Origin of the sequence: Microvirga arsenatis, from assembly GCF_009910705.1 — a bacterium.
GTDB lineage: Bacteria > Pseudomonadota > Alphaproteobacteria > Rhizobiales > Beijerinckiaceae > Microvirga > Microvirga arsenatis.
Genome location: NZ_JAAAXJ010000002.1, coordinates 1 through 15,007 on the forward strand (window position 1 = coordinate 1; position 15,007 = coordinate 15,007).

A 15,007-nucleotide genomic window follows, 5' to 3' on the forward strand; every position below is an offset into this window, starting at 1 on the left:
CGGCTTCAGCCTCCGCCGCGGACGCGCGGGCGTACTCGCCCACCACGTCGGCGGTGTTCGACGGGTTGATGTTCGGCGATGCCTCCGTCGCGCCGACCCACTCCCCAGCTATGTAGTTCTTCGTCATCGCTAACCTGCCTGTCTGGTGTTGATGAGGCCACGCTGGGCCAAGTTGGACATGAACGCGCCGATGCCGAAGGTCCAAGGTTCGCATTCGGAACTCGGCTTCATGCGGTTGACGAGAGCTCCCAGCTTGGGAGCGGCGATGGTGACGATGTCGCCCTGCTTGTGCGTGAAGCCCATGCCCGGCTCATCCCGATCCTGGGTCGGGGCGAACATCGTTCCCAGGAAGAGCGCAAATCCGTCGGGATACTGGTGATGAGGGCCGATGGTCTGCGCGACGAGATCCTCGGGATCTCGGCTGATCTTCGTGATGGAGGACGATCCTTCGAGCGTGAAACCGTCCTCGCCCTCCACCTTGAGCGTCACCGTGGTCTGGCGCACGTCGTCGAGGGAGAAGGTTGCGTCGAAAAAGCGGATGAACGGGCCGATGGAGCAGGATGCGTTATTGTCCTTGGCCTTCGAGAGCAGCAGGGCGGAGCGGCCCTCGAAGTCACGAAGGTTCACGTCGTTGCCGAGCGTCGCCCCCACGATCTTTCCCTCGGCCGTGACGATCACCACCACTTCGGGCTCGGGGTTGTTCCAGGTGGATTTGGGATGCAGGCCCGCATCCATGAAGGCGCCCACGGCGGAGAGGGTCGGCGCCTTGGTGAAGACCTCCGCATCCGGGCCGATCCCCACCTCAAGGTACTGGCTCCAGGCGCCTTGATCCATCAGAACCTTCTTCAGCGCCATGGCCTCTGCGGAGCCCGGTTTGAGCCGGCTGAGATCGTCGCCCACGAGCCGGAGCACTTCGGCCCGGATCGCTGCAGCGGCGCTGGCATCCCCCCGCGCGCGCTCCTCGATGACGCGCTCCAGCATGGAGACAGCAAAGGTCACGCCGGCCGCCTTGATCACCTGCAAATCGATGGGTGCCAGGAGCCAGGGCTTCGAGAGGTCTCGGGTATCGGGAGGCGTGTTGGCGGCAATCTCCTCAAGCGACCCGACCCGCTCGCCCTTTGCTGATTTCACCACCTTCGCCGGATCGTCCATGGCGGCCAAGCCGCTCACCGTTGAGCAGACAGGGGAAATGTCGAACAGACCGTCCTCCCGGATTGCCACCACGGAAGGGCCGAGGCCGGGACGCCAGACACGCCCGACAAGGGCGCCCTCGAAGCGGTCGGCAGGCAGAATACGGTCTATGGTCGTTGAAGACAGGTGATCCATCGGCTGGCGCTCGCTTTCCCTTGAGGGCGCTTTCTCGCTCTCGTCCCTCATGCGACCTTGATATAGCCTCCGTATCGGGAGCGACGATAGAGAAAATAAGCATGGGTGCCCCTCGCTGGAGGAAGTTCGGAACAAACCCGATTCATCCCCCGTTGCGCAGCGAAGTTGCAGAGAAGGCTACCTGAGCAAGGATGCAGTTCATGTCCGATACACCGTCTCCCAACCCGCAGCCCGACGTTCCCAACCCTGCGCCTCAACCCGTGCATCCTGATCCGGGCCCTCCCGGACTTCCCGGATCGCAGGAGCCCGTCGGCGTCCCGCCGACGACCCCGAGTGAAGCTCCCAGTCCGGTCGAGCCCGTGGGAATTCCTCCCTCCAGCCCCCAGGAGCTTCCGATCGGCCCGATGGGGAATTAACACCACCTCGGAAACCGTGAATTGTGCCGACCTCACCGAAGGAGTTTTCCATCATGGACGACACCACGCCCCCGAACGCCTCCAACATGGCCTCGCCGTCCTACCGGCTGGCGGCCATGGATCAGGACTTCCTCCTGGGAGATTCCATGCGCGGTGTCCGTTTCCTGCTGGAATATGCCAAGGCCGAGGAGAGCCTGCGGACCTGGGGCGTGCGCAGCACGATCGTCGTCTTCGGCAGCGCCCGCATCCGCGAGGATGGACCGGGACGGCATCCATTCTGGTACAGGGAGGCGCGCTCCTTCGGGGCCATCGCCTCCCAGCGGGGCGGCGCCCTGACCCACAACAACGGCATCCGGGACAATGTGATCGCCACTGGCGGGGGCCCGGGGATCATGGAGGCGGCCAACAGGGGCGCCTCGGAGGTCGGCGCCCCGTCCATCGGCTTCAACATCACCCTGCCGCACGAGCAGGCGCCCAATGCCTATTCGACCCCGGAACTGACCTTCCGCTTCCACTACTTCGCCATGCGCAAGATGCATCTGGCGATGCGGGCCAATGCCCTCGTGGTGTTTCCCGGCGGCTTCGGCACCCTGGACGAGTTGTTCGAGCTTCTCACCCTCCGGCAGACGGGGAAGGCGCCTCCGCTTCCGATCGTGCTTTTCGACCGCGGGTATTGGGAATCCGTGATCAAGTTCGATGCCTTGCTCGAACACGGCATGATCAATCCTGACGACCGCCATCTCTTTCATTACGCTGAGAATGCGGAGGAGGTCTGGAGCTCCCTGATCGAGAACGGCCTCGTCGTGCAGACGCTGGAGAGGGAAGCCGGACAGGACTTTTGAATTGATTTGACAAACCTGGCGGGCTGAACTTTGATTGCTGCCATGGGGATTGCGATCTCCCCACGAGGCGACATGCCCAAGCATCGCATCCGCACCTAACCATCACGGATGCATCATGTCGTCGTTCAACACCATCTCCATCGAAAAACTCGCTCGTCTTGTCGGCACGCCCAAATGTCCGGTTCTCATCGATGTCCGTACCGACGAGGACTTTGCGGACGATCCCCGCTACATTCCTGGATCCATAAGGCGTCCGTTCGCCACCGCCCCGGATTGGGCTCCCCAGCTCATGGGGCGATCGGCGGTCGTGATCTGCCAGAAGGGACTGAAGCTCAGCCATGGCGTGGCCGCCTGGCTCCGGCATGCCGGCATCCAGGCCGATTCCCTCGAAGGCGGAGCATTGGCCTGGGCCCATGCCGGCCTGCCCATGGTCCCCGATTCGCAAATTCGCCAACGAGACTCGCAAGGACGAACCGTCTGGGTGACACGCTCCCGCCCCAAGATCGACCGGATTGCCTGCCCGTGGCTGATCCGTCGGTTCGTTGACCCTTCAGCCGTCTTCCTCTTCGTTCCGCCGTCGGAGGTCCAGGCTGTTGCCGAGCGCTTTGCTGCAACGCCTTTCGACATTGAGGGCAGCGATGTCTTCTGGACCCATCGCGGCGATCTTTGCACATTCGACGTGATGGTCGAGGAATTCGGCCTTGCCACAGCGCCCTTGAGACAGCTCGCCACCATCGTCAGAGGGGCTGATACCGCTCGGCTCGATCTGGCGCCCGAAGCCCCCGGCCTGCTGGCAGCTTCCCTAGGTTTGTCGCGCATGTATGCGGACGATCTCGCCCAACTTGAGGCCGGCCTGCCGCTCTACGACGCCTTCTATCGCTGGTGTCGCGACGCGACGGACGAGACTCACAACTGGCCATCGAAGAAGCCCGGAGCATGACATGAGCGGAACCGCTGGATCCTCTGGCCGCCGGCACGCCCAGCCTCTCCCGGCCCATGGCGTCTCTCTCGGCGAAGCCTTCCGGGTCTGGCTGCGTGTCGCGGCCTTGAGCTTCGGCGGCCCGGCGGGCCAGATCGCCGTGATGCATCGCATCCTGGTGGAGGAGAAACGCTGGATTTCGGAGAGCCGCTTTCTTCATGCCCTCAACTACTGCATGCTCCTGCCGGGACCCGAGGCCCAGCAACTTGCCACCTATATGGGTTGGCTCATGCACCGCACCGTCGGCGGGATCATGGCCGGCGGCCTGTTCATCCTGCCCGGCATCGTCGCGATCATGGCGCTCAGCTGGATCTATGCCCTGTTCGGACAGGTCGGCTTCGTCTCGGCCCTGTTCTTCGGCCTGAAGGCGGCCGTGCTCGCCATCGTGCTCGATGCAGTGGTGCGGATCGGCAGGAGAGCCTTGAAGAACCGGGTCCTGATCGGGATGGCCGCCGTGGCCTTCGTGGCGATCTTCTTTCTCGACGCACCCTTTCCGCTGATCATTCTCGTGGCCGGACTGACCGGCCTCCTCGCAGGAAAGGCCGGCCTGCCGCAGTTCCAGATGAGCGGGCATGGCAATGGCAACGCAACGGATACCGACGATCTGCTCGGCGACGAACTGCCAGCCCATGCTCGCCCGAATGCGGGACGAAGCCTGCGCATCGCAGCCGTGTGGCTTGCGCTCTGGCTCCTCCCTGTTGCGGCTCTGCTGCTGACCCTCGGCGGAGGCAATGTCTTCAACCAGATCGCCGTCTTCTTCTCCAAGATGGCTATGGTGACCTTCGGCGGGGCCTATGCGGTGCTGGCCTATGTGGCCCAGCAGGCCGTCGAGACCTATGGCTGGCTGCGCCCGGGAGAGATGCTGGATGGGCTCGGCATGGCGGAGACGACGCCGGGTCCCCTGATCATGGTGCTGCAGTTCGTGGGCTTCATGGCGGCCTTTCGGGATGCGGGGGCCCTGAGCCCGCTCCTCGCCGGCACTTTGGGCGGCCTTCTCGCCACCTGGGTGACCTTCGCCCCCTGCTTCCTGTGGATCTTCCTCGGCGCGCCTTACATCGAGACCCTGCGCGGCAACAGGGCTTTGAGCGGCGCGCTCTCCGCCATCACGGCGGCCGTGGTCGGTGTGATCCTGAACCTCGCTCTCTGGTTCGGGATCCATACGATCTTCAGGGAGGTTCAGCCGTTCGCATGGGGGCCGTTCGAATTCGACGCCCCGGTCTGGGAGAGCGTGAATCCTTGGGCGCTTGCGCTCTCTGCCGGGGCCATCGTTGCCATGTTCCGCTTCCATGCCGGAATGCTGCCGACACTGGCTGCAACGTCAGCAGCCGGAATCGTCCTCTACCTGGCTGGCGCTATCGGCTGAGAGTCGGCTGCGAGGCAGGGTGGGGCAGCATCCTGCCTCACCCCATTGTGGTCGATCAGGTCACGGACGAGATCTGCCCGCCATCCACGCGCAGGATCGAGCCCGTCATGAACGAGGCCCTCTCGCTCGCGAGGAAGACGGCCGCGGCCGCAAACTCCTCGATCTCGCCGTAGCGGCCGGCCGGAATGCCTGCACGCGCCGCTGCGGCGACGTCCTCGACCGAGCGGCCCGTGCGTTCCGCATTGGCGGCGTCGAGCTGCTTCAGGCGGTCGGTTGCGATGCGGCCCGGCGCAATGGCATTCACCGTCACGCCCGAGGATGCCACCTCGCTCGCCAGGGTCTTGCCCCAGCCGACGAGGGCCGGACGGATGGCATTGGAGATGGCGAGATTCGGGATCGGCTGGATCACGCCGGACGAGATCACCGAAATGATGCGGCCCCATTTGCGCTCGATCATGCCGGGCAGCAGATGATCGGCGATGCGCACCAGATTGACGAACATGGCCTCGAAGGACTGGCGCCACTGATCGGACGACACGCCCTGCGCCTTGCCGGGAGGCGGTCCGCCGCTGTTGAGCACGAGGATGTCGACGCCGCCGAGAGCCTCCGTCACGTCCTTCGCCAAGGCATCGACTTGATCGACCTCGCCCGTGTCGCAGACAAAGGGGAGAACGTCCTTGCCGATCTTGTCGGCGGCTGCTTTCGACCCTTCCAGGGTGCGGCTCGCGACAGCGACGCGGGCGCCCTCCTCCGCCAGCCCCTGCGCGATCCCGAAGCCCAGGCCCTTGCTGGCGCCGAGCACAAGCGCACGCTTTCCTTCCAATCCGGTCTTCATACTAAGACTCCCCTGTCCTTACGGGCGCTCGATGCGCTCCATCATCCACTCGATCTCGGCGATCGTCTCCGGGCTCAGCTTCGGCCCAGGCTTGCGCAGCGTGTCGGACGCGATGATGCCGCGCCGCTTCAGCACGTATTTCCGAACGGCCAGACCGAGGCCGGGCTGCGTCTCGTAGCGAACCAGCGGCAAGTGACGGTCGAAGAGGTCGTGCGCCTCCTGCCGCCTGCCCTGGTTGATAAGGTTGACCACGCCTACCAGCATCTCAGGGTAGGCATAGCCCGTCATGGCGCCGTCCGCTCCACGCTCCATTTCGAAGGGGAGGAACATGCCGCCATTGCCGCAGAGAATCGACACGCGGCGCACCCGGCCCGCATCGCTCGCGCGGCGCAGGGCGGTGATCTTGTCGAGGCCCGGCCAGTCCTCGTGCTTGAGCATCACGCAGGAGGGGCTCTGCTCGATGATGCGCATAATCACGTTCGGCGTCATGACCACATTGGTCGTGAGGGGGTAATCCTGGATCACCCATGGCACGTCCGCGCCGATCGCCTCCACCGCGTCGGCGTAGTAGGACACGATCTGGTCGTCGGTCTTCAGGGTCGAGGGCGGGGCGATCATGACGCCCGCCGCACCCGCATCCATGACCTTGGAGGACAGGCCAGCCATCGCGGCGAAGCCCGCTGCCGAGACGCCGACGACGACAGGAACGCGGCCCGCCACCGTTGCGATCACCTGGCGGGCAAAGGCCAGCGCCTCGTCGGCGGCGAGCTTCGGCGCCTCGCCCATGATCCCGAGGATGGTCAGTCCGGTGGCCCCGGCTTCCAGATAAGCCTCGACCATCCGGTCGGTCGAGGCAGCATCCACCCGCCCGTCGCTCTCGAAAGGCGTGGGGCAGATGACATAGACGCCGGCGGCAGAACTCGTGAGCAAGGCATCCTCCATGGTAGGCCTGGCGAAGGGTCAGGGCCCCTCATACACCCGCTTTCCGCCCGGTGCACTACCCTAACCGGACCTGCCTAGGTATGACCTTAGCTGTGTCCGGAGCCGCTTTTCTTGCCGCCGCCATCCTGCTTGTTGACGGCGGCCCAGGCCCGCCGCTCGGCTTCCTTCCCGGAAACGCCGCGGCTCTCGTAAGAATCCTCGATATGCTCGGCCTTGCGCTTCTGCTTGTCCGTATAGGCGGACTTGTCACCGCGGGACATGGCTCTCTCCTGATCCAAATGAGCCTCTTGGGATGCGATCCCCGGACTCAACCGAATGGCCCTGACCCAGTTCCGGCGCTCTGTTTCCTATCCGCTGTTGCGCAGGCCTGCCGCGATGCCGTTGATGGACAGGTGGATGCCCTGCACCACCTGCTCGTCCGCATCGCCGGAGCGGTGCCGCTTCAGGAGTTCGATCTGCAGATGATTGAGCGGGTCGAGATAGGGGAAGCGGTTGCGGATCGAGCGGGCGAGCAGAGGATTGCCGTCGAGGAGTGAATCCTGCTGCATGATGGCAAGCAACTGCCTGATGGAATCCTCCCATTCCCGCCGCAGGCGCGGGAAGATGGCGTGGCGCAGGGTCTCGTCCTCCACGAGATCCGCGTAGCGGGAGGCAATGGCGATGTTACTCTTGGCCAGCACCATGTCCATATTGGACAGCAGCGCCTGGAAGAACGGCCATTCGCGATACATCTCCTGCAGCAGCGCGAGGCCCGTATCCGGCCTTTTCTCCAGCCAGGCATTGACGGCGGACCCGAACCCGTACCAGCCCGGCAGCATGAGACGGCACTGGGCCCAGCCGAACACCCAGGGGATGGCGCGCAGGTCCTCGATTCGCCGCGAGTTCGTGCGCGAGGCGGGACGGCTGCCGATGTTCAGGTTGGCGATCTCGCCGATGACGGTGGATTCCCAGAAGTAACGCTCGAACCCCTCCGTCTCATAGACGAGGGCGCGGTAGGCTCTGAAGGCGCTGTTCGACAGCTCCTCCATGGCCTTCAGATAGTCCTGGCGCGGAGCGGGCTGGCCGGAATGCAACAGGGACGCCTCGAGCGTCGCGGCCGCAAGGATCTCAAGGTTGCGGCGACCGAGTTCCGGATTCGAGTACTTGCCGGCGATCACCTCGCCCTGCTCGGTGATGCGGATGGCGCCCTGCACAGCGCCGCCCGGCTGGGCCAGAATCGCCTGATAGCTCGGGCCGCCGCCTCGGCCCACCGAGCCGCCACGCCCATGGAAAAGGCGCAGGCTCACCCCATGGCGCCTGAAGACCTCGACCAGCTCGATCTCCGCCTTGTAGAGTTCCCAGCCGGAGGTGAGGAAACCCCCATCCTTGTTGCTGTCGGAATAGCCGAGCATCACCTCCTGCGCCTGCCCGCGGCTGCGCAGGAGGTGCATGTAGTCGGGCAGCGCGAAGAGCGCGTCCATGACGTGGCTGCAATGGCGCAGGTCGGCGATGGTCTCGAAGAGCGGGACGATGTTGACATGCATCTCGCCTTCGCGGGGACGAAGCAGACCCGCCTCCTTGAGGAGCAGAGCCACCTCCAGGATGTCCGACGGGTCGCTCGCCTTCGAGATCACATAGTTCGGCACGGCCGCGCGCCCATAGCGGCGGTGCGACTCTGCGGCCTCGTGAACGATGGCGAGTTCGGACGAGGTTTCCGGCGAATAGTCGAGGTAGGGTGAGGTCAGGAGGCGTGGCGTCCGGAGTTCCTCCAGGAGGAGAGCGACACGATCTTCCTCCGGCAGGGTCTCATAGCCGGTGCCCGGCATCGCCTTCTCGAACAGCTCAGCCACCACGCGCTGGTGAACGTCGGAATTCTGGCGCAGATCGAGGCTTGCCAAGTGGAAGCCGAACACATCGACGGCGCGACGCAGCTTGCGCAGGCGTCCCCGGGAGAGGGATCCGGATCCGTTCGACAGAAGCGATCGGTGCAGAACCGACAGATCGCCCGCGAATCCCTCGACGCTGGCATAGGCCGGAGCCTCGCCTACGGCGTGCCGCGCCACGTCGCCGTGACCAAGCGCAGCGGCTGTTGCGGCCAAGCGCGCATAGATACCGGTGATGGCCCGGCGATAGGGCTCGTCCTGGCGATGAGGCGATGCATCGGGCGACGCCTTGGCGAGCTCCCGCACCTGCTCGGACACGTTGACATAGCGGACATCCAGGGACAGCTCGCCGCCCAGGCAGTGCAGTTCCTCCAGGTAGAATTGGAGTGCGTGCTTGCTCTGGAGCAGCAGGGCCTGCCGAAGCGCATCCGCCGTCACGAAGGGATTGCCGTCGCGATCGCCGCCGATCCAGCTCCCCATGCGCAGGAACGACGGAAGCTCCACGTTCTCCCAGGCTGGGTCCATGGCCGCCAACTGATCCTCCAAGGCGGCATAGACCCGCGGCAGCTCCTTGAAGAAGGTGTAGTCATAATAGGACAGGCCGTTATTGACCTCGTCGATCACCTTCAGCCGGTTGCGCCGCAGGATGCTGGTCTGCCAGAGCGTCAGAATGGCCCTGCGCAGGGACTCCTGGCAGGCCCCCTCCTCCTCGGGCGTCAGATGCTGCCGGTCCCTTTGCGCCAGGATCTGCGCAATCTCCATCTCCCGGTCGATGGTGCTTTTGCGGCGCACCTCGGTTGGGTGGGCCGTCAGGACCGGGCACACCAGCGCCGACGCAAAGAAGGCCTGCAGGGCCGCCCGGCTGACGCCCGCCTCCTGCGTCAGCTTGAGAGCCCGCGCCAGCGTGCCTTCCCGCGGCGCCGGGGCCGTGATCGCGTGCGCACCCGCCTTGGCATGCGCTCGGGAACGCCGGACGTGATGCTGGTCCTCGGCGATGTTCGCCAGATGCGAGAAGTAGGTATAGGCGCGGATGATTTGATTCGTGCGGCCGCGCGAGAGGCTGTTCAGGATCGTCTCGAGTTCTCGGCGCGCGGCCTCGTCCTCGTCCCGGTGAAAGCGAATCGAGGTCTGGCGGATGCGCTCCACGATCTCGAAAGCCGCCTCTCCCTCCTGTTCGCGGATCGTGTCGCCGAGCAGGCGCCCCAGAAGCCGGATGTCGTCGCGAAGGGGAAAGTCCTTCTCGGGCGTGACGTCGGGGTTGAGCAGGGACATGAGGCGGCTCTCGTTGCGGTGCATTTGCTGCACTGCGAAATAAAACGCTTATCATTCCCTCGCAAGCGTAATTTTATTTTAAAAAGATCTTCAGCTCGCCACCGACCAGCGGCCGGGATCCTCCGACTGCCCGATCAGCGCGAGCCCATAGGCAATCGATTCGAACTGGTCGGCGGAGGTCAGGCGGCTGTCGCCGAAGCGCTCCACGAACAGGCGGCGGATGGCAGGCACGAAGGATGTGCCGCCCGTGAGAAAGACGCGCTCGATCTGCTCCGGCCGCACATCGGCCCTGGCGAGCGCCTCATCCACCGTGGCGGCGATGCGCGCCACATCCTCTTCGATCCAGCTCTCGAATTCGGCGCGGGTGATCCGCGCCTGGATGTCGATGCCCTCGCCCTGGAACCGGAACTGCGTCTCCTCCCGGCTCGAAAGGGCCATTTTGGCCGACGACACGGCACGGTAGAGGGCGAAGCCCAGGTCATATTCGATGATGTCGATGAACTTTTCGAGCGGTTCGGGATCGAGCGCCGTGCGGGCAAGTTCCCGCAGTTCCTTCAGGTCCCCGCTGCCCTTCATCATCGCCAGCTGGTTCCAGCGGGCGAAATTGGCGTAGTAGTGGTTCGGGATCGACAGCGTCTTGCCCATGGAGCGGTAGTGCCCGCCCTTGCCCAGGCGCGGCGAGACGACATGGTCGACGATGCGGTAGTCGAAGGCGTCGCCAGCCAGGCCGATGCCCGCATGTCCCAAAGGCTCGGCCCGCAGCACGCCGCCCGCCCTCGAAAAGCGCATCACCGAGAAGTCGCTGGTGCCGCCGCCGAAATCCGCCACGAGCACGGTCGCGTCGTGATCGAGCTGCCGCGCGTAGAAGAAGGCGGCTCCCACCGGCTCGTAGACGTAGCGGGCCTGTTCCGCACCGAGCCGTCCGAAGGCGGCGCGGTAGCGCTGCATGGCGAGCGCGTCGTCCGGATTGTAGCCCGCGAACTGGACCGGGCGACCGATGATCACATTCCGGGCGCCCCAGTCCAGGCGAGAGCCGCCATGGCGCGCGAGGGTGCGCAGGAACGCGCTCAGGAGATCCTCGAAGGCGTAGCGCTCGCGGAAGATGCGCGTCTCCTTGAAGGAGGGGCTTGCCGCGAAGGTTTTGAAGGACTGGATGAAGCGGTGAGCATGGAGTCCTTCCAGGAACTGCTCGATGGCCCAGGGGCCGCCTTCGACCTGGGTGCGCAGACCGTTGCCGTGCCGTTCGTCCCAGAAGCAGAGCGCGGTCACATAAACCTTCAGGCTCTCGCCCCCATGCTCGAAGGTGAGCGCCTCCACCTGCCCGTCCGGGCCCGCGATGGCCACGACCGTGTTGCTGGTGCCGAAATCGATGCCGACGGAAAATTCGTGAGACGGGGGCATGAGGACCTCGGAAATGGGCGGGAGGGGCCGGACGGTCTATACGCTAAGGCCTTTGGAGCCAAGCGAATTCGCCGGGTAATGTGCCTTCCCTTCAGGCACTGCGACCCTGGCGCTGTGGACGGGCCGTTGACCCAGGGGCTTCGCCCGCCGTAGAAGCCGCGCCTTACGCTTATTCGGAGACGTTCATGCTATCCATCGGTCAGCGCATTGCGAATGAACTGAATGTTCAGGAATGGCAGGTCAAGGCGGCCATTGAGCTCCTCGACGGCGGCGCGACCGTGCCCTTCATCGCGCGCTACCGCAAGGAAGTGACCGGCACCCTCGACGATGCGCAGCTGCGCACCCTCGAGGAGCGCCTGCGTTACCTGCGCGAGTTGGAGGATCGCCGCAAAACGATCCTCGACAGCATCCGCGAGCAGGGCAAGCTCACCGACGAGCTGGCGCTCCAGATCAACAATGCCGATACCAAGGCGCGCCTCGAAGACCTTTATCTGCCCTACAAGCCCAAGCGCCGCACCAAGGCGCAGATTGCCAGAGAGGCGGGCCTGGAGCCGCTGGCCGACCTGCTTCTGAGCGAGCCCGCCCGCGATCCGAAGGAGGCGGCTGTCTCCTTCGTCAATCCGGAGAAGGATGTGGCAACCCCCGAGGCGGCCCTCGAGGGCGCACGCTCCATTCTGGTCGAGCGCTTTTCGGAGAACGCCGAGCTCCTCGGTGCCCTGCGTGAGATCTACTGGGAGCGCGGAAGCCTCACCTCGAAGGTGCGTGAGGGCAAGCAGAATGACGGCGCGAAGTTCTCTGACTACTTCGACTTCGCCGAGCCGCTGGCGAAGCTTCCCTCCCACCGCATCCTCGCGCTCTTCCGCGGCGAGAAGGAGGAGATCCTCGACCTGCGCATGGAGGAGGACAGGGACGCGGCGGAGCCCGGCTATGTCAGCCGCTACGAAGGCCGCATCGCATTGGCCTTCGGCATCGCCGACCGGGGCCGCCCCGGCGACAGGTGGCTGCTCGACACCGTGCGCTGGGCCTGGCGCACGAAGCTGCGCTTCTCCATCGAGCTCGACATGAAGATGAAGCTCTGGCAGATCGCCGAAGACGAGGCTGTGAAGGTGTTTGCCGGGAACCTGCGCGACCTGCTGCTCGCGGCCCCCGCCGGCGCCCGCCCGACGCTGGGTCTCGATCCAGGCTACCGCACCGGCGTGAAGGTGGCGGTGGTGGATGCCACCGGCAAGGTGGTGGCCACCGACACCATCTATCCGCATGAGCCGAAGCGGCAATGGGACGAATCCATTGCGACCCTGGCCCGCCTCTGCCGCGTCCACAAGGTCGAGCTCATCGCCATCGGCAACGGCACGGCCTCGCGCGAGACCGACAAGCTCGCCGGCGAGCTGGTGTCGAGGCACCCGGACCTGAAGCTCACCAAGATCATGGTTTCGGAAGCGGGCGCGTCGGTCTATTCGGCCTCGGCCTTCGCAAGCCAGGAGCTGCCGGATCTCGACGTGTCCCTGCGCGGCGCCGTCTCCATCGCGCGCCGCCTGCAGGATCCGCTGGCGGAACTCGTGAAGATCGACCCGAAATCCATCGGCGTCGGCCAGTACCAGCACGACCTCGCCGAGCACAAGCTGTCCCGCTCCCTCGATGCGGTGGTGGAGGATTGCGTGAACGCGGTGGGCGTGGACCTCAACACGGCGTCCGCTCCGTTGCTTGCGCGCGTCTCCGGCCTCGGCGAATGGGTGGCGCAGAACATCGTCGCCCATCGCGATGCCAATGGCCCGTTCAGGACGCGCAAGGCGCTGACCAAGGTTCCTGGCCTCGGGCCGAAGACCTTCGAGCAGGCCGCAGGTTTCCTGCGCATTCCGAACGGCGACGATCCCCTCGATGCCTCCGGCGTCCATCCGGAGGCCTATCCGGTGGTGCGCCGCATCCTGGAGGCGACCAAGAGCGACATCAAGGTGGTGATCGGCAACGGCGCGTTGCTGAAGAAGCTCAACCCGCAGAGCTTCACCGACGAGAAGTTCGGCGTGCCCACCGTGAAGGACATCCTGAACGAATTGGAAAAGCCGGGGCGCGATCCGCGTCCCGAGTTCAAGACCGCCACCTTCATGGAAGGCGTCGAGACAATCGGCGACTTGAAGCCCGGCATGATGCTGGAAGGCGTCGTGACCAACGTGGCGGCCTTCGGCGCCTTCGTGGATATCGGCGTGCACCAGGATGGGCTGGTGCACATCTCGGCGCTGGCCGATACCTTCGTGAAGGACCCGCGCAGTGTGGTGAAGCCGGGCGACATCGTGAAGGTGAAGGTGCTGGAGGTCGACATCCCCCGCAAGCGCATCTCGCTCACCATGCGCATGAGCGATCCGGCCGAGAAGCGCCCCTCGGGGCGGCAGGACGACAATCGGGCAGCTTTCCAGAAGCACCGGTCTCAGGCCGACCGGAAGCCCGCGGCTCAGCCATCTTCGGGCGGCGCCCTCGCCGATGCCCTGCGCCGGGCCGCAATGGCCAATAATCCCGGGAAGGACAAGGGCGGTCGTCGCTGACGATCTTGACAGGGATGGCTTGTGGCCGCGTCCGATCTGTTCTAGAAGCAAAGCGTCTCACGGGGAGCCTCACACGAGGCTGAGAGGCGGCCTGGCCGCCGACCCGTCGAACCTGATCCGGGTCATGCCGGCGGAGGGAATGAGCATGCGACATCGCCAAAAAAGCTGTGCCCCGTGCATTCTGTGCCGCCAACCCGGCCTGCCTCATGCATGGGAGCACCTTTGAGATGCTGCGCCGAATTCTTCTCACACTCGCTTCGCTCGGGCTGGCTGCCGGCCTCGCCCAGGCCCAGACCAAGCCGACGCTGACCATCTATACCTACAGCTCGTTCGCCGGGAAATACGGCCCTGCGAAGACCATCGAGGAACGCTTCGAGGCGACCTGCAACTGCGAACTCACGTGGGTCACCGCCGAGGATGCGGGCAGCCTGCTCGGGCGGCTGCGTCTCGAAGGCCAGAACACCAAGGCCGACGCGGTCGTCGGGCTCGACATGAACCTCGTTGCGGAGGCGAAGGCCCTCAATCTCTTTGCCCCACACGGCGCCGAGGTGAAGGATCTGTCGCTTCCCATCGCATGGAAGGACGACACCTTCATTCCCTTCGATTGGGGCTATTACGCCTTCGTCTACGATGCCAACAAGCTGCCCAATCCCCCGAAGAGCCTGAAGGAACTGGTCGACAATCCCAACGGTCCGAAGGTGGTGCTCCAGGATCCCCGCACCAGCGCTCCGGGCCTCGGCCTCCTGCTCTGGATGCAGCAGGTCTATGGCGAGAAGGCCGGCGAGGCCTGGGGCAGGCTCAAGCCCCGCATCGTCACCTTCACCAAGGGCTGGTCGGAAGCCTATGGGCTCTTCCTGAAGGGCGAGGCAGACATGGTGATGTCCTACACCACCTCGCCGGCCTATCACGTCGTCGCGGAGAAGAAGAGCAACTACAAGGCCGCTGCCTTCGCGGAGGGGCATTACCTCCATGTGGAGCTCGCCGGCATGACCCGCACGACGAAGGAGCCGGAACTCGCCAAGAAGTTCATGGCCTTCATCCTCAGCGAGCCGTTCCAGTCGGCCATTCCGGAAACCAACTGGATGTATCCCGCCAAGACTCCCGCTGCAGGGGTGCCGGTCGCCTTCAAGGATCTTGTCCAACCGGAGAAGGCGCTCCTCTTCACCCCCGAGGAGGTACAGCAGAACCGGCGCGCCTTCACCGATGCCTGGCTCAACGCCACGGCGCGCTGATCG

Annotated in this window: 11 protein-coding genes and 1 riboswitch; of the genes, 5 read left to right on the forward strand and 6 right to left on the reverse strand. The window is 65.0% G+C overall.

What is annotated here, in order from left to right; all coding sequences use genetic code 11:
* Nucleotides 1–129: 129 nt before the first annotated feature.
* Nucleotides 130–1,326, reverse strand: a complete 1,197-nt coding sequence (locus GR303_RS03325) for a fumarylacetoacetate hydrolase family protein (RefSeq protein ID WP_161721412.1) — start codon at nt 1,324–1,326, stop codon at nt 130–132.
* A gap of 469 nt (nt 1,327–1,795) precedes the next feature.
* On the opposite strand from GR303_RS03325, the gene GR303_RS03330 reads away from it, so the two are divergent.
* The 3 genes from GR303_RS03330 (at nt 1,796) to chrA (ending at nt 4,926) form a co-directional block, all read left to right on the forward strand.
* The gene (locus GR303_RS03330; protein ID WP_161721411.1) at nt 1,796–2,584 is read left to right on the forward strand and encodes an LOG family protein; all 789 of its coding nucleotides are present in this window, start codon (nt 1,796–1,798) and stop codon (nt 2,582–2,584) included.
* 115 nt (nt 2,585–2,699) lie between these two features.
* A complete protein-coding gene (locus tag GR303_RS03335; protein WP_161721410.1) occupies nt 2,700–3,524 on the forward strand; it encodes a chromate resistance protein ChrB domain-containing protein in 825 nt (274 codons plus the stop codon).
* Between the two features lies 1 nt (nt 3,525).
* On the forward strand, nt 3,526–4,926 hold the full coding sequence (gene chrA / locus GR303_RS03340; protein WP_161721409.1) for a chromate efflux transporter: 1,401 nt from the start codon (nt 3,526–3,528) through the stop codon (nt 4,924–4,926).
* A 55-nt stretch (nt 4,927–4,981) separates the two neighbouring features.
* Here the strand turns inward: chrA and GR303_RS03345 are convergent, their stop codons facing one another.
* The 5 genes from GR303_RS03345 to GR303_RS03360 all read right to left on the reverse strand — a co-directional run bounded on the left by GR303_RS03345 (nt 4,982) and on the right by GR303_RS03360 (nt 11,238).
* Complete coding sequence (locus GR303_RS03345; RefSeq protein WP_161721408.1) at nt 4,982–5,761, reverse strand: SDR family oxidoreductase; 780 nt, start codon at nt 5,759–5,761, stop codon at nt 4,982–4,984.
* An 18-nt stretch (nt 5,762–5,779) separates the two neighbouring features.
* Nucleotides 5,780–6,691 carry a dihydrodipicolinate synthase family protein gene (locus GR303_RS03350; protein WP_425515140.1) on the reverse strand — a complete coding sequence of 304 codons (912 nt, stop codon included), beginning with the start codon at nt 6,689–6,691 and terminating at the stop codon, nt 5,780–5,782.
* 98 nt (nt 6,692–6,789) lie between these two features.
* Entirely contained in the window at nt 6,790–6,963 is a 174-nt protein-coding gene (locus GR303_RS24310) for a hypothetical protein (RefSeq protein ID WP_201751882.1), read from the reverse strand.
* Nucleotides 6,964–7,050: 87 nt separating this feature from the next.
* Nucleotides 7,051–9,837, reverse strand: a complete 2,787-nt coding sequence (gene ppc, locus GR303_RS03355; RefSeq protein ID WP_161721406.1) for a phosphoenolpyruvate carboxylase — start codon at nt 9,835–9,837, stop codon at nt 7,051–7,053.
* Nucleotides 9,838–9,927: 90 nt separating this feature from the next.
* A complete protein-coding gene (locus tag GR303_RS03360; RefSeq protein ID WP_161721405.1) occupies nt 9,928–11,238 on the reverse strand; it encodes an Hsp70 family protein in 1,311 nt (436 codons plus the stop codon).
* A gap of 185 nt (nt 11,239–11,423) precedes the next feature.
* Here GR303_RS03360 and GR303_RS03365 point away from each other — a divergent pair, with 185 nt between their 5' ends.
* A complete protein-coding gene (locus tag GR303_RS03365) occupies nt 11,424–13,772 on the forward strand; it encodes a Tex family protein (protein ID WP_161721404.1) in 2,349 nt (782 codons plus the stop codon).
* Between the two features lie 50 nt (nt 13,773–13,822).
* Nucleotides 13,823–13,929, forward strand: a riboswitch (TPP riboswitch).
* A 70-nt stretch (nt 13,930–13,999) separates the two neighbouring features.
* Nucleotides 14,000–15,004 carry a thiamine ABC transporter substrate binding subunit gene (gene thiB, locus GR303_RS03370; protein WP_161721403.1) on the forward strand — a complete coding sequence of 335 codons (1,005 nt, stop codon included), beginning with the start codon at nt 14,000–14,002 and terminating at the stop codon, nt 15,002–15,004.
* Nucleotides 15,005–15,007 lie beyond the last annotated feature (3 nt).

Coding starts and splice junctions, on each gene's coding strand:
- ppc (WP_161721406.1), bottom strand. CDS start 9,837: ATGTCCCTGCTCAACCCCGACGTCACGCCCGAGAAGGACTTTCCCCTT.
- GR303_RS03360 (WP_161721405.1), bottom strand. CDS start 11,238: ATGCCCCCGTCTCACGAATTTTCCGTCGGCATCGATTTCGGCACCAGC.
- GR303_RS03325 (WP_161721412.1), bottom strand. CDS start 1,326: ATGGATCACCTGTCTTCAACGACCATAGACCGTATTCTGCCTGCCGAC.
- GR303_RS03345 (WP_161721408.1), bottom strand. CDS start 5,761: ATGAAGACCGGATTGGAAGGAAAGCGTGCGCTTGTGCTCGGCGCCAGC.
- GR303_RS03365 (WP_161721404.1), top strand. CDS start 11,424: ATGCTATCCATCGGTCAGCGCATTGCGAATGAACTGAATGTTCAGGAA.
- GR303_RS03330 (WP_161721411.1), top strand. CDS start 1,796: ATGGACGACACCACGCCCCCGAACGCCTCCAACATGGCCTCGCCGTCC.
- chrA (WP_161721409.1), top strand. CDS start 3,526: ATGAGCGGAACCGCTGGATCCTCTGGCCGCCGGCACGCCCAGCCTCTC.
- GR303_RS24310 (WP_201751882.1), bottom strand. CDS start 6,963: ATGTCCCGCGGTGACAAGTCCGCCTATACGGACAAGCAGAAGCGCAAG.
- GR303_RS03335 (WP_161721410.1), top strand. CDS start 2,700: ATGTCGTCGTTCAACACCATCTCCATCGAAAAACTCGCTCGTCTTGTC.
- thiB (WP_161721403.1), top strand. CDS start 14,000: ATGCTGCGCCGAATTCTTCTCACACTCGCTTCGCTCGGGCTGGCTGCC.